Source organism: Ensifer sp. ENS02, from assembly GCF_014851885.1.
Taxonomy (GTDB): Bacteria; Pseudomonadota; Alphaproteobacteria; order Rhizobiales; family Rhizobiaceae; genus Ensifer; species Ensifer adhaerens.
On sequence record NZ_JACVAO010000012.1, the window covers coordinates 153,252 to 174,323 of the forward strand.

The following is a 21,072-nucleotide window of genomic DNA, read 5'->3' on the forward strand; positions in this document are numbered from 1 at the left end:
AAGGAGAGGCGGATGAGCAACGTACACTTCCTCAGAGAACCGGCGCCGGTGAACGCCGAACATGACGAAAGGCGACGGGAGCTTTTTGCCCGTGCCGAGGCGCTGTCAACCGATCTTGCCCGTCGGGGCGCCGAACTCGACCGGGTGGGCGCGCCGCCGCGCGAGGAGATCGAGGCGCTCCGCCAGGCTGGTCTGTTGACGGCGTTGCATTCGCCGGAGATCGGTGGGGCCGGCTTGAGCTGGATCGACGGGCTGCGGCTGGTGCGCATCGTCGCGCGCGGCGAAAGCTCGATCGGGCAATTGCTGGGCTACCACTACGTCAACAGCCAATACGTCTATTGGGCCGCCGCCGATCCCCGGCAAGCCTGGGTGCTGGGCGCCGAAACGGTCGAGCGGCAGCTCTACTGGGGTGCAGCCGTCAACCCGCGCGACCCCGGCCTGACGCTCGAGCGGCGCGGCGCGCACTACGTCTTGAACGGCCGCAAGACGTTTTCGACCGGCGCGCATGTCTCCGACCGCATCAACGTCAATGCCACGCTCGACGGCAAGATCGCCAATTTCGTCGTGCCCACCGACCGTCCCGGCTATATCGCGAACGACGACTGGGACAATATCGGCCAGCGCCTGTCGGACAGCGGCAGCGTCGAGTTCCGCGACTTTCCGGTTTATGGGCGAGACTTCATCCAGGCGCTTGCCGAACCCTTAGATCCGCCACCGGTGCAAGCGACCTTCAACACGCCGCTGATCCAGCTCGTCTTCGTCAATTTCTATCTCGGCACGGCGCAGGGGGCGCTGGCAGCAGCGCTCGACTACGTCCGCAGCACAACGCGTCCCTGGGTGACGTCCGGCGTCGAGCGTGCCGGCGACGACCCCTATATCCTTGAGGCGATCGGCGAGCTCCAGACGAACCTGAAGGCGTCGGTCGCGCTGGCTGATGCGGCTGCGGCAGCGGTCGAAGCGGCCTTGTCCGAGGGCAGCTCGGTAACGGCCGAGGCGCGGGGCGCGGCGGCGATCGAGGCCTATGCGGCCAAGGTGCATTCCACCCACGTGGCGCTCGACGTGACGGCAAGGGTGTTCGAATTGATGGGCGCGCGCGCCACGGCTGGGCACTATCGCTTCGACCGCTACTGGCGCAATGTCCGCACCCACACGCTGCATGACCCGGTCGCCTACAAGGCGCGCGAGGTCGGCGACTTTGCGCTCAACGGTCGGATCCCGCCGATAAGCCTTTACAGCTGAACCTGACGCACAGGGTGACTGTGCGTGGAAAAACGCCGCCTGAACAAAGGTTCCGGCGGCGTTTCTTTGATGTCTTCGCTTAAGCGGAGGCCGCGATCGTCTGCCGCTGGCCGGCGAGGTCGCGATAGCCGGCGCCCGGATGCGGCGCTGCAAGCCTCGGACCGGCGCCGAAGAGCTTTTCGCGGAGCGTGCCTTCGCGGTAGCCGGTCTTGTAGACGCCGCGCCTTTGCAGTTCCGGCACCAGCAAGTCGACGGCGTCTTCGAAGGTCCCGGGCGTGACGGCATAGGCAAGGTTGAAGCCGTAGACATCGGTGTCCTCGACCCATTCCTGCAGGAGATCGGCGACCGTCGAGGGCGAGCCGACGAAGACGGGGCCGAAGCCGCCGATACCCACCCAGTCGGCCATTTCGCGCACGGTCCACACCCGGTCCGGGTCGATGGTCGTAAAGGTCTCGACGGCCGATTGCACCGCGTTGGTGTAACGGTGGCGAAGCGGCTCGTCCGGGGCGAACTGGCCGAAATCGATGCCTGTCCAGCCGGAGATCAGCGCCAGGGCACCCTCGTAGGACACGTGGCTGCGGTATTCGTCGAACTTCTTCTTCGCCTCCGCGTCGGTTTCGCCGAGGATCACCGTCTGCAGATTGAAGGCGAGGATTTCGCGTGGGTTGCGGCCGGCGCGCGCGGCTGCCTCGCGGACATTGGCGACATAGCGCTTCAATACGGTTTTGGATGGCGCGGCGACGAAGATGCATTCGGCGTGCGCCCCGGCAAAGTCCTTGCCGCGGCTCGAAGAGCCGGCCTGGTAGAGCACGGGCGTGCGTTGCGGCGACGGTTCGCTCAGGTGAATGCCGGGAACCGTGAAGTGGCGGCCGTGATGGTTGATCGGATGCACCTTTTCCGGATGGGTGAAGATACCGCTTGCCCGATCGCGCACGACGGCGCCGTCCTCCCAGCTTCCTTCCCAGAGCTTGTAGCAGACCTCCAGATATTCCTCGGCGAGATCATAGCGGTCGTCGTGGCGCGCCTGCTGCGCCTGGCCGATGTTGAGCGCGCCGCTGTTGAGGTAGGAGGTGACGATGTTCCAGCCGACACGCCCCCGGGTCAGATGGTCGAGCGTCGAGATGCGGCGGGCGAAGGTATAGGGATGCTCGAAGGAGAGCGACGCCGTCAGCCCGAAGCCGAGATGCTCGGTCTCGTAGGCCATGGTCGGCACCAGTTGCAGCGGGTCGTTGACCGGGACCTGGGCCGAATGCCGAAGGGCTGCATCCGCATTGCCGTTCAGCACGTCATAGACGCCCAGCACGTCGGCGATGAACAGGCCGTCGAACTTGCCGCGCTCGAGCGTTTTTGCCAGATGCACCCAGTAATCGAGATCCTTGTAGCGCCAGGACTGGTCGCGCGGATGGGTCCAGAGCCCTGGCGACTGGTGGCCGACGCAGTTCATGTCAAAGGCATTCAGCCGGATTTCGCGGCTCATGGGGCTCTCCTTCGGGCAAGGTTGGGCGTTGCCCAAAGCGCCGGTCACGCCTCGGGACGATCGCGCGCGGTCGATGGGCTCAGAGTGCGCCGTTCTTCGGCGGCTTGATGCCGTTCAGGTGGTAGTTGCCGACAACGTGATGCTTCCAGCGCACCGGGTCGTGCAGCGTGTGGGTGCGGGCGTTTCGCCAATGGCGGTCGAGGTTGAGGCCGATCTTCGTCGATGCGGTGCCGGCGAGTTCGAAGAGCGTGTTGCTCGCTTCCAAGGCGATTTCGGTCGTCAGGACCTTTGCCGCGGCAACGGCAAGCGTCGCTTCGATCACGCTTTCCTCGGTACCATTGATCTGGGCGACGTCGACCTTTTTGCCGGCACGCTCCACCGTGGCCGTTGCCGCCTCCAGGCGGATGGCAAGCTGGCCGATGCGGGCGATCGTCAACGGATCGTCGGCCGCCCGTTCGGCGCCACTGTCCATCCAGGGGCGCGCATGATTGCGGACAAAGTCGAGGGTTTCGGCAAAGGCTGCCCGGGCAATGCCGAGATCGATGCCGGCATGGATGATCTGGCCGACGCTACCGATCGTCGTCGGCCTTTCGAAGCCGCGGTGATGGCGCACCACCGCATCGGCGGCCACATAGACGTTCTGCAGCACGGTCGTGCCGCTGCCGGTCGTGCGCTGGCCGAAGCCGTCCCAGTCGTCGATGATCTGCAAGCCCTCCGCGCCGCGCGGCACGAAGGCCATGGTCAGCTTGTCGTTCGGATCAAGGGCGAAGATGACGATCCATTCGGCAAACAACACGCCGGTCGAATAATATTTGCGCCCGTTCAGACGGAAGCCGGGGCCGTCGGAGGAAAGCCGGGTCTCATAGTCGCCGACGGTTTTCGTGCCACGCTCCGAAAGGGCGTTGCCGAAACGGTCGCCGGCAAGCGCCCGGCCGAAGAAAAAGGCCTTTTGCTCCTCGGTGCCATCGGTGCGCAGCGCCTCGAGAATGTAGAAATGGTTCTGCGGGATCTGGCCGATCGAGGAATCCGCTTCCGAAAGGATGGCGGTGACTTCGGCAAGAACGGCATTGGAGACGTCTATGCCGTCATACTCCGGCGGCACGGTGATCGCCAGCAGGCCGGATTGGGCGAGCGCATCGAGCTCGTCGAAGGGCAGAATGCGATCCGTGTCCCGCTCGTTGGCACTCCCTGCAAATTCCGCCGCCAGCTCACGCGCGATCGACAGCGCTTCCTCTTCGCTTTCGATCCGGTGCGCCGGGGCTCTAGTTTTCTCGGAAAGCCGCGAGATCGTTCCCATGTGACTGCTCCCTGTCGATTGAGGTGCATATCAGTGAATTATCTGGCCTGATCGGGTAAGATAGTATATTCTATAGAAATTATCGATTTGAGTATTTCGTTTCGGCCTTGATGGCGACTTGGTGTTTACCTTCGGGTCGGGATGGGTAAGATCGATTCGGGGGAAGGCCAGGGAAGAGGACCCTGGTGATGCTCGGCGGCGTGTATGCTCACCGATTTCCCGCCAAAATTGACTGCGGCTCAGGGAACCATCGCCCGATTTGTGCATTTGCCTCATCGCCTGCAGTTTGACCCGTCGTGTGGCCCAGAGTATCGGCCACCCGGCACGAACACAAACATATGCTGACAGAATTGGCCATTCGCGTTTCCCGGCCTTAACCACTGAAGGAGACACAAATGACGAATTTCCTGCCTGCTCTCCATGAAGGGCACGCCTCCATCACGCTGCAGAACCTGTTTCGTGATGCTCTGGAGGCCTATGATGACTGGGGCGCCAACATGCCCGAGCCCATCGTTGCGTTCGAAGGCAAGCGCATTCCCATCAGCGAGGTCTTCGACTGGATGAAACCTTGCAGCGACATCATGCCGGCAAACCTCATCGGCATCGTAACCGACCGACTGAACAAGCCGTGGAGCGGTGAAGGGCCGCTCGACGCCATGACCGTCTCGACGGCCGCGCGTGTCATGTCGGTGCTGACGCGGCGGCAGCTGCGCAGCTTCGGTCGCGGCTCGATCGAGATCTTCGCCGACCGCTTCAACCATCCGGTCCACGCCAGCGCGTGAGACCGGTGACCTCAGAGGAGCGCGCGTGCGCGCTCCTCGTTCCCTGCGGGTATCCGTCACGGATTTCCCCGCACCTTGCCGACCCCTTCCTTGAAGCATCGCCTTCCCGTAAACACGAGGGGAGAGCAAGCGGATGTTCGAGCGGACCGGGGGCGGCGTGAATTTTCGACAATTGGAAGTGCTGCGCACGCTGTTGGCGACCGGATCGACGATTGCGGCCGCCAAGACGATGGGGCTCAGCCAGTCCGGCGTCAGCCGGCTGTTGCAGCAGCTCGAGGAAGAGCTGTCGCTGACGCTTTTTGCCCGTGACAAGGGCCGGCTGATTGCGACGCCCGAGGCGATGAAGCTCGCCGAGGATGCGGAGCATATCTTGCTCGGCATCGACCGGTTCACCAATCTGGCGCAGGACCTGCGCAGCGGCGCAGTCGGCCCAGAGGTCGTGCGCATCGGCCTGCCGAACAGCATGTCCGAGACCTTCGCCCCGGCGATGCTCGCCGACTATGCCAAGGATTTTCCCGGCGTGCGCGTCGAAACCTTCTTCGACACGACCGTTGCGATCGCCCGCCTCGTCGAGCAGCGCATCATCGATTTCGGCTTCCTGCGTTATGAGGGGCAGCTGAGCGCCGGTCTCGAAATGCAGCCGGTCGCAACCGGCCTCAGCGTCTGCGTCATGGAAAAGGGGCACACGCTTTCGCAGCACGAAACCGTGACGCCGAAGGAACTGCGCGGCGTGCCCTTGATCCTGATCGGCCGCCGCCGGCCGACGCGGGTCATGCTCGACGAGATCTTCCGCAAGGCCGGCGTGCCGCAAAAGGTCAAGATCGAGACCCACAGCAACAGCTCGGCCTGCGCCTACGCGGCCTACGGCCTTGGGGTCGCGATCATCAGCAGCTTCTTTGCCAATCTGCACCGGCACCTACCGATCGAGATCCGTCCGTTTTCGCCGCACCTCACCCAGGATTTCGGCGTCGCGACGGCGGCTGGCGTACCGCTGTCGCTTGCAGCCCAAGCCATGATTGACTGCCTCAAAAGGCAGGTCGCCGCTTCGCAGCAGCCGTGAGACAATGGCCTCAAGGTTGCGGCCATTGGCAATGGGACGGGCGCGACACTACATTGCCGGCCGATACGAACATTAGAGCGGATAAGATCATGTTTCAGGCAGCCACCATCGACACAGGCGACAAGCGCGCTTTCTATGCGGAGTTGGCCCAGCAGCTCGAATCGCTGCTTCATGGCGAGCCGAACCTGATCGCCAACGCGGCCAATACGTCGGCGCTGATGTTCCAGACCATGCCGAGCCTCAATTGGGCGGGGTTTTATTTCCTCGAAACCGACGACGAACTCGTGCTGGGACCGTTCCAGGGCAAGCCTGCCTGTGTGCGCATCGCCGTCGGCCGCGGGGTCTGCGGAACGGCCGTCAAGGAAGACCGCTCGATCCTTGTGGAAGACGTCCATGCCTTTCCGGGGCACATCGCCTGCGATGCGGCCTCGCGCTCGGAACTCGTGGTTCCGGTGCGGCGTGACGGCCGGGTGATCGGCGTCATCGATCTCGACAGCCCGGAGCCTGCACGCTTCGACCGCGACGACCAGATCGGCATCGAAAAACTTGCGGCGATCTTCGCAGCGGCAATTGCATAGGGCCGCCGCCGTGGATGATCTGGCAAGGACTGACAGGCTTTTGCTTCGGGCCGCACCATGACGGATGCGGCTCAGCCTGTCGATGTCGAAACGCATGCGCGCGCGGCCCGCAAGATCGACATCGTCGTCATCGGCGCCGGGCAGGCGGGATTGTCTTCGGCCTATCACCTGGGCCGGCTCGGGCTGGCGCCTCACAGGCAATATGTCGTCATCGACCGGTCGCCGCAGCCGGGCGGGGCCTGGCAGTTTCGCTGGCCGTCGCTGACCTTGAATACGGTCAACGGTATTCACGATCTTCCCGGCATGAGATTTTCCGAAGCGGTCGATACCAGCAAGGGCGAGGTTCACGCGGCCGTCGCCGTGCCGCAGTATTACGGCGCCTATGAGAAGGCATTCGGTCTGCCGGTCCGCCGGCCGGTGGCCGTCAAGGTCGTGTGTGACCGGGGCGAGCGCTTCAGGGTCGAGACGGACGACGGGGCTTATGCTGCCCGCGGCATCATCAACGCGACCGGCACCTGGGAGGCCCCCTATATCCCGCCCTATCCGGGAGCGGAGCGCTTCAAGGGGCACCAGCTGCACACGAAGGATTATCAGTCGGCAGCGCAATTCGCGGGGCAGCATGTGCTGGTCGTCGGCGGCGGCATCTCCGCCATCCAGCTGCTCGATGAAATATCGCAGGTGACATCGACCACGTGGGTAACGCGGGAGGAGCCGGCCTTCCGCGACGAACCGTTTACGCCAGAGGTTGGACGCGCCGCCGTAGCCATGGTCGAGGACCGGGTTCGCCGCGGCCTGCCGCCGGGCTCGGTCGTCTCGGTGACGGGCATTCCGGTGACACCTGCGATCATGGCCGCACGTGCACGCGGCGCGCTCGAGCGCCAGCCGATGTTTGCCGAAATGACCGAAAACGGCGTGCGCTGGTCCGACGGGCGCGAACTGGCCGTCGACGTCATCCTCTGGAGCACCGGCTTCAGAAGCGCGCTCGATCACCTGGCGCCGCTGCAACTGCGCAATGCTGACGGCGGTATCCTGATGACCGGTCGGCTGGCGACTCAGGTGGCAAAAGACCCGCGCATCCATCTCGTCGGCTACGGGCCGTCGGCTTCCACCATCGGTGCGAACCGGGCAGGAGGCGCTGCCGCCCGCGAACTGGCCGATTTTCTTCATCTGACCTGACGGAAGCCGGCGCGATCGCGCCGGCTTCCTCGCCAGCGAGCAGCCGGGCAGCGCCCACCCGGTCGCGATGAAGTTGCATGCCCTTTTCATAGAGGTATGACATTTACTCATAATATTGCACGATTTTTTCCAATCGATCATAGTCCCTGCAACAAGAGAGCCGACGGGCAGGAGAATCGCGGTAACGCGTGCGGCCTGCCTCAGTACGGGGAACCCATGATCAAATTCATTCTCAATCGTCTCGTGATGGCGATACCGACGATCGTGATCGTCTCGGTTGCCGTCTTCACGCTTATCCGCCTCATTCCCGGTGATCCGGCAGCGCTGATGCTCGGCGATATGGCCGAACCGCAGCAGATTGCCGCGTTGCGCGCGGAGCTCGGTCTCGACCGCAGCATCCCGGAGCAATTCGTCATCTGGGCCGGCAACATCCTCTCCGGCGATTTCGGCACCTCGATCGTCACCGGCGAGCCGGTGCTGCATCTGGTCGTCAGCCGCTTCTTCGTCAGCGCCGAAATCGTCGTCATCGCCGTGCTTCTCGCGAGCCTGATCGCGGTTCCGGCCGGCGTCATCGCCGCCTGGCGGCAGAACAGCCTGACCGACCTGGCGCTTGTCGGTTCGGCGACCGTGCTTCTGTCGATCCCAACCTTCTGGCTCGGTCTTCTCTTGCTGCTCGCCTTCGGCCTGAAGCTCGGCTGGCTGCCGGTGCTTGGCTACGTGCCGATCTCGGAGAACTGGAAGGCCGGCCTTCTCTATCTGGTACTGCCGGTCATGACGCTTGTCATCCACGAGATGGGCGTGATCATCCGCATGGCCCGCGCCTCTACGCTCGAAGTGCTGCGGCTCGATTACATCACCCATGCCCGTGCCAAGGGGCTTTCGGAAAGTGCCGTTCTCTGGCGCCACGCCTTCAAGAACGCCTTCGGCCCGACCTGGACGATGATTGGCCTGATCCTCGGCAACCTGCTCGGCGGCATCGCCGTCATCGAGACGGTGTTCACCATTCCGGGTCTTGGCCGTCTAATGGTCGATGCGATCTTCCAGCGCGACTATCCGGTGATCCAGGGCTGCCTGCTGCTCGTCGCCTTCTCCTATGTCGTCGTCAATCTGGTGGTCGACCTCCTCTATCCTCTCTTCGATCCGCGGGTGGTGGCAGAATGAGAAAGCTCACTTTCAACGGCGCCATCGGCGGCGGCCTGATCGGCCTGCTGGTCATCACCGCCCTCATCGGCCTTTTCTGGACGCCTTATGATCCGATGGCGCTCGGCTTCACCGCGCGGCTTGCCGCACCCGGTGCAGCGCACTGGCTCGGCACCGACGAGTTCGGCCGCGATGTCGCCAGCCGCCTGATGGTCGGCGCCCGTGCCAGCGTCTGGATCGGCTTCCTGACCGTCACCTTCGCCGTCGTCTTCGGCACCTTCATCGGCATCGTCAGCGGCTATGCGCGCGGCTGGGTCGATGGCGTGATCATGGCGATCAACAACGCGCTCCTGGCCTTCCCCGGCATCCTGCTGGCGCTCGGCCTGCTCGCCGTCTTCGGCGCCAACCAGTACGGCATCATCTTCGCGCTCGGCATCGCCTATACGCCGTCAATGGCCCGCGTGGTGCGCGGAGCGGTGCTGTCGCTGCGCGAACGCGAGTTCATCGAGGCGTCGCGGGTGATGGGCAATGGCGAGATATATACGATGCTGCGCCATATCCTGCCGAACTGCGTCGCGCCGATCACGGTGCTTGCCACCTCGATGTTCGGCTGGGCGATCCTCTCGGAAAGCGCGCTTTCCTTCCTCGGTCTCGGCGTGCCGCCACCGGCACCCACCTGGGGAAACATGCTCGCCGCCGGCCGCCCCTTCATAGAACAGGCCGTCTGGCTCGGTTTCTTCCCCGGTCTCTGCATCGCTCTCACTTTGCTCGGCATCAACCTTCTGGGCGACGCGCTACGCGACCGTCTCGACCCCCGCATGCGAGGCCTGAAATGACCGGCAATCCTCTTCTCAGTGTCCAGCGCCTTTCGCTTGCCGTCACTCACTCCGGCAACCAGGTAGTGAAGAACGTCAGCTTTGACGTCGCGCCCGGCGAAATCGTCGGCATCGTCGGCGAAAGCGGCTCCGGCAAGACACTGGCGACACGCGCGATCATCGGGCTCATTCCGCCGGCCGTCCGCCGTATCGGCGGCACGATCCTCTACCGGGGTAAGGATGTGCTCGGCATGAAGGACCGGGATCTCCGCCAGCTTCGCGGCGGGGAGGTCGGCGTCGTCTTCCAGGAGCCGATGACCTCGCTCAACCCGTCGATGACCATCGGCCGGCAGCTCGAGGAAGGGCTGATCCTGCACACAAAGATGTCGGTCGAGGAGCGCCGCACGGCGATCCTCTCGATGCTTGGTCGCGTCGGCATACGCGAGCCGGAGCGGGCGTTGACCGCCTATCCGCACGAGTTCTCCGGCGGCATGCGCCAGCGCATCATGCTCGCCTCGGTGATGCTGTTGAAGCCAGCCTTGCTGATCGCAGACGAGCCGACGACCGCGCTCGATGCCGTCGTCCAGCGCGACGTCATGGAGCTGATGGTCGAGTTGACCCAGGCCGAGGGCACTGCAGTGCTGCTCATCAGCCACGACCTGCCGATGGTCGCCCGCTACACCAACCGTTTCGTGGTGATGGAAAAGGGCGTCGTCGTCGAGCAGGGGCTGACCGAGGAGATCCTGCAAGCACCGCAGCATCCCTATACCCGCAAGCTGCTTTCGTCGCTGCCGTTCCGTGGTGCTGCGCGTGAGCTCGACATGACCCGCACGCCGATGGTTTCGGCGCGCAATATTGTCGTCGAGTATCCCGGCCGCAAGGGTCTCTTCCGCAGGCACGAGCCGAAGCGCGCGCTGCACGGCGTCAGCGTCGATATCCATGTCGGCGAGGTCGTGGCACTGGTCGGCGGTTCCGGCTCTGGCAAGACGACGCTCGGCCGCACCATCGCAGGCCTCGTCCAGCAGGCCGAAGGCGACATCCTGTTCCAGGGCCGCGAGCGCAGCGCCGACTGGCGCGATTATAGGCTGAACTGCCAGATGGTCTTCCAGGATCCCTATTCGTCGCTCGATCCGCGCATGACCATTCAGGCGCTCGTCGAGGAAGCGCTGCGGCTGGTGCCGGACCTCGATACGCCGGCCAAGCGTCGCCGTGCGCTCGAAACGCTTGAGGAAGTCGGGCTCAGCGCCGATTTCGCCAATCGCTATCCGCATGAGCTCTCGGGCGGCCAGCGCCAGCGTGTGGCTATCGCCCGCGCCATCGCACGGCGGCCAAAATTCCTGATCGCCGACGAGCCGGTGTCGGCGCTCGACGTAACCGTTCGCTCTCAGGTGCTGGAACTCTTCTCGAACCTGCAGAAGCGCTACGGCTTCTCGTGCCTGTTCATCAGCCACGACCTCGGCGTCGTCGAGCAGGTCGCCGACCGCGTCATCGTCATGCAGGACGGGCGCATCATCGAAGAAGGCGACCGCGACCGGATCTTCGATGCGCCGAAGGATGCCTATACCCGCAAGCTGCTTTCGGCGATCCCGGCGCTCGATCTCAACCAGACCGGTGGCGTCACCCTCAAATGGCGGCTGGAGGCCTGAGATGAGCACGGAAATCAAGACCGGTGCGATCGCGGCCGAACTCCACGCGATCGCCGACGCGGAGCCCTTCGTCACCCGCTTCCTCGTGCGCAATCTCCAGACCGGTGAAACCATCGGCCGTGGCGAGGGTGAGGAAACACCATCTGCCAGCACCCGCAAAACCTCGATCATGATGGCGGCGCTGAAGGCGGTGGCAGAAGGCCGGCTTCATCTTGACGAGCGCATCACCTACGAAGCACGGCTCGCCCAGGAAGTGGCGAGCGGCATGTTCCGCTACCTGACGCCTGGAATCGTCATTTCGCTGCGCGACGCGATCGTCGGCATGATGGTTCTGAGCGACAATGTCTGCACCAAGATGGTGTTCGAGCGGCTGACGCTTGAAGAGGTCGACGGCTATTGCAAGGCGCTCGGCATGGTGGGCACGCACCATCGCTTCCTCATTCCGCCGCTGGCGCTCAAACCCGATCATTCGCTGGCCGACGTCACGACGACGACGGCTGCCGACCAGGTGATGCTGCTGGAACTGATCCTCGCCGCCGAGCACGATGCCGCTGCTGCCGCCAGGCTTGGCATCACGGTCGAGCTCGCCGCCTTCGCTGTGCAGACGCTGAAGAACCAGGTTTTGCGCTATGGCATCCGCTCGCGGCTGCCCTTCGATACGGTCGTCGCCTGCAAGGGGGGTCGCGGCAAACGCGGCCGCATGGATGCCGGCGTCGTCTATCGCGACGGCAAGCCGCTCTATGCGATCGCCGCCTTCACCGACGGCGTACCCGCGCTGATGCCCGACGGCACGCCCGGCTACACCATCGCGCTCGAAACCATCGGCAAGCTGTCACAGGTCTGCTGGCGCGCCTTTTGAACCGACAACACCAACAATCAGAAAAGAGAGAGGAACCATGAAAACCATACTTCTTGCCGGAACCATGCTGATGAGCGCGATCGCGCTCGGCCATGCGCGTGACCTGACGGTCGCCCAGAGCTCGGACATCCGCAGCAACGAGCCCGGCGTCAACCGCGACGGCAACACCGACTCGGTGATCTTCCACATCGTCGAAGGTCTGGTCGGCTACGCCGAGAACGGCGAAGTGAAGCCGCTGCTCGCGAAAAGCTTCGAGGTTTCGCCCGATGGCCTGACCTATACGTTCAAGCTGCGAGACGACGTGAAGTTCCACAATGGTAAGGCGCTGACCGCGGAAGACGTGGTCTGGAACTGGAACCGCTACATGAAGCCGGAGACCAAGTGGACCTGCGCCGGCGACTTCGACGGCAGCAAGTCGATCAAGGTGACGAGCGTCGCCGCAGCCGACGCCTCCACCGTCACCATGAGTATCGAGAAGCCTTCGGCCGTCTTTCTCGGCCTGATGGCCCGGCCGGAATGCGGCTACACCGGCATCGTCTCCCAAGATTCCGTCGGCGCAGACGGCGCTTACACTGCGCCCATCGGCACCGGCCCGTTCAAGTGGGCGGAATGGAAGAAGGGCGAATATGTCCGGCTCGAAAAGAACGCCGACTACGTCTCACCCGCCAATGACGGCAAGCCCGATGGCATGGTCGGCTCGAAGCGGCCGCTCGTCGACGGCATCAAGTTCATGGTGATCCCGGACGCCTCGACCGTGAAGACCGGCCTGCTTTCGGGCGCGCTCGACACCGCCGAAGTCTCGGCCGATCTCATTGCCGAGTTCAAGGACAGCGACACGATGCAACTCATCGTCAAGCGCAACAACGGCAAGAACCTGCTTTACTTCCAGACCCGCGACAAGATCTTGAGCAACGTTGCGGTTCGCCGCGCGATGGCCGAAGCGCTCGACCTCGACCAGCTCGTCGCCGCTGTTTCCAACGGCACCGGCGAAGCCAACGCATCGATGGTCTCGGCCGACTCGATCTTCTACTCCGACGTCCAGAAGAAGAAGATCCCGATGGATCTCGAAAAAGCGAAGAAGAACCTGGCTGATGCCGGCTACAACGGCGAGCCGATCACCATCATCGCCAACAAGCGCGGCAACGTGCCGAGCTTCCCCGCTGCCGTCGTCGCCCAGGCGATGATGCAGCAGGTGGGCCTCAACGTGCAGATCGAAGTGCTCGACTATGCGACCCAGGTCGATCGCCGCCGCTCCGGCAACTATCAGGTGATCTCGCAGTCGGTGTCGCCGCGTCTCGATCCGGCGCTGATGTACAGCTTCTATGTCGGCAACAAGGACAAGAACGCCTCGCTGATGTGGGACAACCCGAAGGCGGTTGAACTGATGAAGGCAGCCTATGTCGAGGCCGACCAGGCCAAGCGCCAGGCGATCTTCGACGAGTTCCACCAGCTGATGCTCGACGAGGTCCCCGGCATCTTCATGTACGACATGGTCGACATCTGGGGCGCCACCAAGAAGCTGCACGGCCAGCCGGTCTGGCAGTCCAACACCCGCCTCTGGGAAGTGACGCTCGACGACTGATGCGGGCGTAGTCCTTTCTCTCCAGCGGATGGCGGCCGTTTGTCGCCCTCCGCACCTCCTTAGACAAAACTGCTGATGCGACCGCGCCCCGCGCCGTCGCAAAAGGATGATTGATGCCAAATCCAGCCGCCCGGACCGCCCTTGTCGACACGATCGAAGCGCTGAAGCCCGAATTCGCCGAAATGAGCGACGCGATCTGGGACCATGCGGAACTGAGTTTTCATGAGGAAAAGTCGGTAGCGACGCAGATCGCCATGCTGGAGAAGCATGGGTTTCGCGTGTCGCGCGGACTGGCGGACATCGATACCGCCTTCGTCGGCGAGAGCGGGCAGGGCCTGCCGGTGATCGCCTTTCTTGGTGAGTTCGACGCGCTTGCGGGTCTGAGCCAGGTGGCCGGCGTCGCCGAGGCGAAAGCGCTCACTGAGGGCGGTACGGGCCATGGCTGCGGCCACAATCTGCTCGGCACGGGTTCGCTGCTCGCTGCCGTCGCGCTTGCCCGCTACCTCAAGGAAAACGACTTGCCGGGCACGGTGCGCTATTACGGCTGCCCCGGCGAGGAGGGCGGTTCCGGCAAGACCTTCATGGCACGCGCCGGCATCTTCGCTGATGTCGATACGGCGCTGACCTGGCACCCGGCACCCTTCAACGGCGTACGCTCGACCAACAATCTCGCCGTTCTTGAAATCTATTACCGCTTCAAGGGCGTCGCCGCGCACGCATCGAACGGTGCCCATCTCGGCCGCAGCGCGCTCGACGCGCTGGAACTGATGAATGTCGGCGTCAACTTCCTGAGGGAGCACATGCCGCAGGATTGCCGCGTGCACTATGCGATCACCGATGCCGGCGGCAAGGCGGCAAACGTCGTCCAGGCCCGCGCCGAGGCGCTCTATCTCGTGCGGGCGCCGCAGATGCCGGAGGCCTTGGCGCTCGCTGCCCGCATCGACAAGATCGCCAAGGGGGCGGCGATGATGACGGAGACCGAGGTCGAGATCGTCTTTGACCGGGCGGCGACCAATCTGCTGCCCAACATCGCGCTGGAAACGGCGATCCACGACAACATGGCGGCGCTCGGGCCGGTTCCCTTCGACGAGGCCGATATCGCCTTTGCCAAGGACATCCAGAAGACGCTGACGCAGGAAGCAATTTCGAGCAGCATCCGGCTTTACCAGATCAAGGGCGATGTTTTTGCGAACAGCCGCATGGACGGTTCGACCGGTCTGCATCTCGGCCTTCGCGATTTCGAGGGCCAGTCGCATTTCCGCGCCGGCTCGACCGATGTCGGCGACGTCAGCTGGATCACGCCGACCGCGCAATGCTGGGCGCCCGCCTGGGCGATCGGCACGGCGCCGCACACCTGGCAGGTGGTGGCGCAGGGCAAGAGCCCGGCCGCCCACAAGGCTTTCGCCCACGCGGCAAAATCACTGGCCACGACCGGCCTCGACCTGATCCTCGATGCCGATCTTTTGGCACGGGCAAAGGCCGAGTGGCGTGAAAAGACCGAGGGCAAGCCCTACCAATGCCCGATCCCGGATCATATCGGTCCGAAACTCTGAAATCATTTTTTCGATGCCTGCAAACGCCCGCGCCACCCCGCGGGCGTTTCGTTTTGTCGGCGTCCGGAACGTCTGCCCGGCGAGTGCACGCGCCTTTGAATGGCGCCAGACTCTTGACGCGAATCGCAGGCTCCGGCATCTCTGTTACGGAGTTTTCCGAATAAGTGCCGATTGGCCGTATTTGAATTGAATCTCTGTTAGCGTGATGTGGCGCCGTTGGGCCGCTGACGCGCGCAAGGAGTATGGCAGAATGAATATGACGGCAACCCAGGCAAGACAGGACGCGGGTCACTCCCAGGCACGCCGTCCGGCCGACGAAGCGATCGCGGCCGATGCCCGCGCGCTTTCCGAACAGTTGAAGGCGATGCGCGAGCGCCTGTTCGCGCCGACGGCGATGAAGACATTGCGCAGCTTCACCTCGGGCGAGGCGGCCAAGCTGATCGGCGTTTCTGACGGCTATCTGCGCCAGCTCTCGCTTGCCGGTGAAGGCCCGCAGCCCGATACCGGGCTTGGCGGCCGCCGCTCCTATTCACTCTCCGACATCAATGCGCTTCGCCGGCACTTGGCCGAACAGGCGCTTGCCAAGGGCAATGCCGCCAAGGCGCGCAGCTATCTCAAGTGGCGCGATGCGGAAGCGGGCGAACACCTGCAGGTGATCTCGGTCACCAACTTCAAGGGCGGCTCCGGCAAGACCACATCGTCGGTGCATATCGCGCAATATCTGGCGTTGACCGGCCACCGCGTGCTCGCCGTCGACCTCGACCCGCAGGCCTCGCTGTCCGCACTCTTCGGTTACCAGCCGGAACTCGACCTTACCGGCAACGACACGCTCTATGGCGCGATCCGCTACGACGCCGAGGCGCGGCCGTTGAAGGACATCATCCGCAAGACCTATTTCGACGGCCTCGATCTCGTGCCGGGAAATCTCGAACTGCAGGAGTTCGAGCACACGACGCCGCAGGCACTGAGCGCCCGTCACAATGGCACGGACGCTGGCCCGCTGTTCTTCGCCCGCGTGCAGGCCGCCCTTGCGAGCGTCGCCGACGACTATGACGTCGTCATCATCGACTGCCCGCCGCAGCTCGGCTATCTGACGCTGTCAGCGCTCTGCGCCTCGACGTCCGTCGTCGTCACCGTGCATCCGCAGATGCTCGACGTCGCCTCGATGAACCAGTTTCTCTACATGACGTCGGACCTCCTGAGCGTCGTGCGCGAGGCCGGTGGCGAACTCAACTTCGACTTCCTGCGCTACCTCGTCACCCGCTTCGAGCCGAACGACGGGCCGCAGGCCCAGATTGTCGGCTTCATGCGTTCGCTCTTCGGCGACCGGGTGTTGACCTCGGCCATGGTGAAGTCCACCGCGGTTTCCGATGCCGGCCTGACGAAGCAGACGCTCTACGAGGTCGGACGCGAGAATTTTACCCGCGCCACCTATGACCGCGCGATCGAATCGCTGAACGCCGTCAACGGCGAGATCGAAACGCTCATTCACGCGGCCTGGGGGCGCTGACCGACATGGCTGGCAACCGCAAGAACGAACTGCGCGCACTCTTTTCCGGCAATGTCGCCCCGGCGGCGCCTGCCGCGGAAGCGGATGACAAGGCGCCCGCCGCACCAAGCGTGCAGCCGGCAAAGCCAGTCGTGGTCCCCGCCGCCCAGGCCGACGTGCCGCGGGCCGCCTCCGGCGCGATCAAGGCCATGGGGCTTTCGCTTGGGAGTATCACCCGCGAGGCGGAAGAGGCCCGCGCGCTGCGCGAGGCCCTGCATCAGGGCGAGCGCGTCGTCGAGCTTGATCCGGAGCTGATCGATGCGTCTTTCGTCGGCGACCGCCTGACCGACGGCGAGACCGACGATCCGGAATTCCTGGCGCTCGCCGACAGTATCCGCGACAGCGGCCAGCAGTCGCCGATCCTCGTGCGCCCGCACCCGCAGAAGCAAGGCCGCTACCAGACCGCCTACGGCCATCGTCGTCTCAATGCCGTGCGCAGCCTCGGCACCAAGGTCAAGGCCATCGTCCGGCCGCTGACTGACGACGAGCTGGTGCTGGCGCAGGGCAAGGAAAACGCCGAGCGGCGCAACCTGTCCTTCATCGAGCGTGCCATGTTTGCGTCGGCGCTCGCCGACCGCGGCTTCGACCGGAAGGTGATCGGCGAGGCGCTCGCCGTGCAGAAGAGCGAGCTGTCGCGCCTCCTGCAGGTGGCCGAAGGCGTGCCGCCGGCGATTGCCCGCGCGATCGGCCCGGCACCGAAGGTCGGCCGCGAACGCTGGATGGCCTTCGGCGCGCTGCTTGAGGACATGGTGACCGTCGAACTGGCGCAGGAGGAGTGCCGCTCGCGCCGCTTCCTCGAAGCCGAAAGCGACCAGCGGTTCCAGATCGTCTTCGCGCGCCTGTCGCGCAAACCGAAGCCGGACGCAGCGGCCAAGCCGGAGACGCTGGTCGACGCCGCCGGACGCGCCTTTGCCAAGCTCAAGCGCGACGGCAAGAATGCCCGCATCGAGTTCTCAGTCGATGTCGATCCAGCCTTCATCGACGAGGTCGTCGAACTGCTTGCCAAGCAGCATGCGGTGTTCGCGGCGGGCCGCGAAGGCTGAACGAAGTCTGCCCTTCTGAAAGTTCCAATCGGGCCTGCGTGACGCTCTCACGCAGGCCCGATTCGTTTTCCCGGCGGAGCCGATGGTAGGCCGCCGCGAGCATCCCCGTGCGATCGCCGCTGTCGCCCCCATCCAAGAAATATTTTCGGCCGTGTGAGGCCGGCGACGGGATGTCGCGGCGGCCTTGGGGCGTCGGGCATTGCCGTTGCATGGAGCCCACAGAAAGGCAGCAATCGACCACGGATCCCGGTTCGAAACGGGGCGTTGGAAGGGACTTGTTAACCTTCATTTCCTATCGCTTAGAAGGCCCCGCGGCGATGTCTCTAGCTCTTCCAGGACCCATGCGTATTCCCAGGACAAACTTCTCACAGGCTGCTTTGCATGATGCAAACCAGGCGGATTATTTCGATGGTCCGCAGGATGATGCGTTGAGCGGTATGCCCACCCATGAGGCGCAACCCGCCGATCCCTATCAGTTGTACGAGGCGCCGGCGGCGCCTCGCCGGCCGGCGAACCAGCAGGCTGAAACCACGAGCCGTGCGACCCGCCTCTATGGGCAGGGTTCCGCCTACGCTCCTGCACAGGTGACGTCGACGATGAGCGAACCCTTGCCGACCCTTTCGGAGATTGCCGGCCACTACGGCGATTCCACCTGGGAGAGCCATTTCTTCCTGGCGCCGAACGTGCGCTTCACCCGCACGCCCGAGCGCGAATTCATGAAGCGACGCGCGCCGCAGGTCGAAGAAGGCGAAACGGCAACCGAAGTCGAAGAGGCGATCGTCGCGGTGGCGGCGGAGCCTGCTGCGGTCTTGGTGGAAACCGTTGAGCCCGTCGCGACGGCCACGGTCGAGCCGGTACAGACGGAAGCTTCGGCCGTTGCTGCTGACGAGGCGCCGCTGGCCGAGGTCGCGCTGCCGTCCTACAGCCCGTCCGAACTGTTGCGCATGCTGACCAACCAGTTGCCCACTTGGACCGCCGCGCAAAACACGATCGAGCCGGCCATGCTCGCGCGTGTCGAAGCTCCGGCCGACGAGGGCGTAGCCCTTGCGCCCGTTCTGACGACGCAGATCGCCGTTTCCGCGCCGGTCGCCGAAGTCCAACCCGCGCCCGCTCAGGCAGGCGACGCTTCCGTCGATCAGGGCGCTGCGCATTCTGTTTTCCTGTCGGATTTCGCCTTCTTCGAATTCGGCCCGGCCGACGATGCTGAGGTTGCCGGCACGGACGCCACCCATCCGAAGCCTTTTGTCGAGACGCCAGCCCCGGTTGCGATGACGCCCGCCATCGCTCCCGTCGCCGTTGCGCCTATTGCGGTCACGCCGCCAGCGCCCGTGCGCCCGGTTGAAATACGCCGTATGCCGCCGACGGCGATCACTTCGCTGTTCCGTGTTGTCGATGTCCGCGGCGCAAAGCCGGAGGATGTGCCAGCCCAGCAACCGCCCGCCGCCGCTGAGGCCGTTGCCGACGCTGCGCCGGCACCCGTTGCCGCGGCTGAAGAACCGGTGACTGTAGCCGCCGCTGAAATCATTGACGCCGAACCGGTCGAAATCGAACAGCCGGCGCCGGTTGCCACGAAGGCGGCCATCACCATGCCGGCGCAGGTCACCCGCGCGCCCAGCAACATGCCGGCGATCGGCTCGACCGACCGCGCGCCGAGCGCCGACGGCTACGAGTTCCCATCCGAGGAACTGCTGCAGGAAGCGCCCGTCGGTCAGGGCTTCTTCATGACGCAGGAGCAGCTGGAACAGAATGCCGGCCTGCTTGAAAGCGTGCTCGAAGATTTCGGCGTCAAGGGTGAAATCATCCATGTTCGCCCCGGCCCGGTCGTCACGCTCTATGAATTCGAGCCGGCGCCCGGTGTGAAATCGTCGCGCGTCATCAACCTTGCCGACGATATCGCCCGCTCCATGTCGGCGCTTTCGGCCCGCGTCGCGGTCGTGCCCGGCCGCAACGTCATCGGTATCGAACTGCCGAATGCCACCCGCGAGACCGTCTATTTCCGCGAGCTGATCGAATCTGTCGATTTCCGCAAGACCGGCTACAAGCTGGCGCTTTGCCTGGGCAAGACGATCGGCGGCGAGCCTGTCATCGCAGAGCTTGCGAAGATGCCGCATCTGCTCGTCGCCGGCACCACCGGCTCGGGCAAGTCGGTCGCGATCAACACCATGATCCTGTCGCTGCTCTATCGGTTGAGCCCGGATCAGTGCCGCCTGATCATGGTCGATCCGAAGATGCTCGAACTCTCCGTCTATGACGGCATCCCGCATCTGCTCACCCCCGTCGTTACCGACCCCAAGAAGGCGGTCATGGCGCTGAAGTGGGCCGTCCGCGAGATGGAAGACCGCTACCGCAAGATGTCGCGGCTCGGTGTGCGCAATATCGACGGCTACAACCAGCGCGCCGCCGCTGCCCGTGAAAAGGGCGAACCGGTGATGTGCACGGTGCAGACCGGTTTCGAAAAGGGCACCGGCGAGCCGCTGTTCGAACAGCAGGAAATGGACCTGGCGCCGATGCCCTACATCGTCGTCATCGTCGACGAAATGGCCGACCTGATGATGGTCGCTGGCAAGGAAATCGAAGGCGCGATCCAGAGGCTGGCGCAGATGGCGCGTGCTGCCGGTATCCACCTGATCATGGCGACGCAGCGTCCTTCGGTCGATGTCATCACCGGCACGATCAAGGCGAACTTCCCGACCCGCATCTCGTTCCAGGTGACCTCGAAGATCGACAGCCGCACGATCCTTGGCGAGCAGGGTGCCGAGCAGCTGCTCGGCCAGGGCGACATGCTGCACATGCAGGGCGGCGGACGTATAGCCCGTGTCCATGGCCCGTTCGTTTCGGATCTTGAGGTTGAACACGTCGTCGCACATCTGAAGACGCAGGGACGCCCGGAATATCTCGACACCGTCACGGCGGAAGAAGAGGAAGAAGAGCCGCAGGAAGAGACCCCGGTCTTCGACAAGAGCGCGCTTGCGTCGGAAGACGGCAACGAACTCTACGACCAGGCCGTCAAGGTGGTCCTGCGCGACAAGAAGTGCTCGACCTCCTACATCCAGCGCCGCCTTGGCGTCGGCTACAACCGTGCTGCCTCGCTGGTCGAGCGCATGGAAAAGGAAGGCCTCGTCGGGTCGGCGAACCACGTCGGCAAGCGCGAGATCATCTACGGCAACCGCGACCATATGAGCGCGCCCGACAACGACGACATGGATTGATACCGGGCGTAGCCCAGGCCAGTATTTCGAGCCGTCGCTGACAGGTTGTTGGCGGCGGCTTTTCTAT

16 protein-coding genes are annotated in these 21,072 nt (G+C 64.2%); 14 read left to right on the forward strand and 2 right to left on the reverse strand.

Annotated features, from left to right (window positions below; genetic code table 11):
- The first annotated feature begins 12 nt into the window (after nt 1-12).
- Nucleotides 13-1,239, forward strand: coding sequence for an acyl-CoA dehydrogenase family protein (locus IB262_RS24960; RefSeq protein WP_051659709.1), 1,227 nt, complete (start codon nt 13-15; stop codon nt 1,237-1,239).
- Between the two features lie 79 nt (nt 1,240-1,318).
- Here IB262_RS24960 and IB262_RS24965 read toward each other — a convergent pair whose 3' ends face one another.
- Together IB262_RS24965 and IB262_RS24970 are read right to left on the reverse strand one after the other, a co-directional pair.
- Nucleotides 1,319-2,716, reverse strand: a complete 1,398-nt coding sequence (locus IB262_RS24965; RefSeq protein WP_192493941.1) for an LLM class flavin-dependent oxidoreductase — start codon at nt 2,714-2,716, stop codon at nt 1,319-1,321.
- Between the two features lie 79 nt (nt 2,717-2,795).
- A complete protein-coding gene (locus IB262_RS24970; protein WP_060522015.1) occupies nt 2,796-4,013 on the reverse strand; it encodes an SfnB family sulfur acquisition oxidoreductase in 1,218 nt (405 codons plus the stop codon).
- Between the two features lie 395 nt (nt 4,014-4,408).
- Between IB262_RS24970 and IB262_RS24975 the strand changes: the two genes are divergently transcribed.
- The 13 genes from IB262_RS24975 (at nt 4,409) to IB262_RS25035 (ending at nt 21,005) form a co-directional block, all read left to right on the forward strand.
- Nucleotides 4,409-4,795: a hypothetical protein gene (locus tag IB262_RS24975; RefSeq protein ID WP_034805768.1), complete on the forward strand. Its 387-nt coding sequence runs from the start codon at nt 4,409-4,411 to the stop codon at nt 4,793-4,795.
- Nucleotides 4,796-4,952: 157 nt separating this feature from the next.
- The gene (locus IB262_RS24980) at nt 4,953-5,855 is read left to right on the forward strand and encodes a LysR family transcriptional regulator (RefSeq protein WP_034805970.1); all 903 of its coding nucleotides are present in this window, start codon (nt 4,953-4,955) and stop codon (nt 5,853-5,855) included.
- Between the two features lie 89 nt (nt 5,856-5,944).
- Nucleotides 5,945-6,433, forward strand: coding sequence for a GAF domain-containing protein (locus IB262_RS24985; protein WP_034805770.1), 489 nt, complete (start codon nt 5,945-5,947; stop codon nt 6,431-6,433).
- Nucleotides 6,434-6,490: 57 nt separating this feature from the next.
- Complete coding sequence (locus tag IB262_RS24990; RefSeq protein ID WP_112985493.1) at nt 6,491-7,609, forward strand: NAD(P)-binding domain-containing protein; 1,119 nt, start codon at nt 6,491-6,493, stop codon at nt 7,607-7,609.
- A 216-nt stretch (nt 7,610-7,825) separates the two neighbouring features.
- Complete coding sequence (locus tag IB262_RS24995; protein WP_034805773.1) at nt 7,826-8,770, forward strand: ABC transporter permease; 945 nt, start codon at nt 7,826-7,828, stop codon at nt 8,768-8,770.
- Nucleotides 8,767-9,585 (forward strand): ABC transporter permease, encoded by an 819-nt coding sequence (locus tag IB262_RS25000; protein ID WP_034805777.1) that lies wholly within the window; start codon nt 8,767-8,769, stop codon nt 9,583-9,585. The genes IB262_RS24995 and IB262_RS25000 overlap by 4 nt, the downstream gene beginning before the upstream one ends.
- Entirely contained in the window at nt 9,582-11,210 is a 1,629-nt protein-coding gene (locus IB262_RS25005) for an ABC transporter ATP-binding protein (protein WP_034805780.1), read from the forward strand. The genes IB262_RS25000 and IB262_RS25005 overlap by 4 nt, the downstream gene beginning before the upstream one ends.
- A 1-nt stretch (nt 11,211) precedes the next feature.
- Nucleotides 11,212-12,069: a serine hydrolase gene (locus IB262_RS25010; protein ID WP_034805783.1), complete on the forward strand. Its 858-nt coding sequence runs from the start codon at nt 11,212-11,214 to the stop codon at nt 12,067-12,069.
- Nucleotides 12,070-12,106: 37 nt separating this feature from the next.
- Nucleotides 12,107-13,651 (forward strand): ABC transporter substrate-binding protein, encoded by a 1,545-nt coding sequence (locus tag IB262_RS25015; RefSeq protein ID WP_060522021.1) that lies wholly within the window; start codon nt 12,107-12,109, stop codon nt 13,649-13,651.
- 113 nt (nt 13,652-13,764) lie between these two features.
- Entirely contained in the window at nt 13,765-15,204 is a 1,440-nt protein-coding gene (locus tag IB262_RS25020; protein ID WP_060581010.1) for a M20 family metallopeptidase, read from the forward strand.
- 250 nt (nt 15,205-15,454) lie between these two features.
- The gene (gene repA, locus IB262_RS25025) at nt 15,455-16,714 is read left to right on the forward strand and encodes a plasmid partitioning protein RepA (RefSeq protein ID WP_034805794.1); all 1,260 of its coding nucleotides are present in this window, start codon (nt 15,455-15,457) and stop codon (nt 16,712-16,714) included.
- 5 nt (nt 16,715-16,719) lie between these two features.
- The gene (repB, locus tag IB262_RS25030) at nt 16,720-17,796 is read left to right on the forward strand and encodes a plasmid partitioning protein RepB (protein WP_112985492.1); all 1,077 of its coding nucleotides are present in this window, start codon (nt 16,720-16,722) and stop codon (nt 17,794-17,796) included.
- 341 nt (nt 17,797-18,137) lie between these two features.
- Complete coding sequence (locus IB262_RS25035) at nt 18,138-21,005, forward strand: DNA translocase FtsK (RefSeq protein ID WP_112985491.1); 2,868 nt, start codon at nt 18,138-18,140, stop codon at nt 21,003-21,005.
- Nucleotides 21,006-21,072 lie beyond the last annotated feature (67 nt).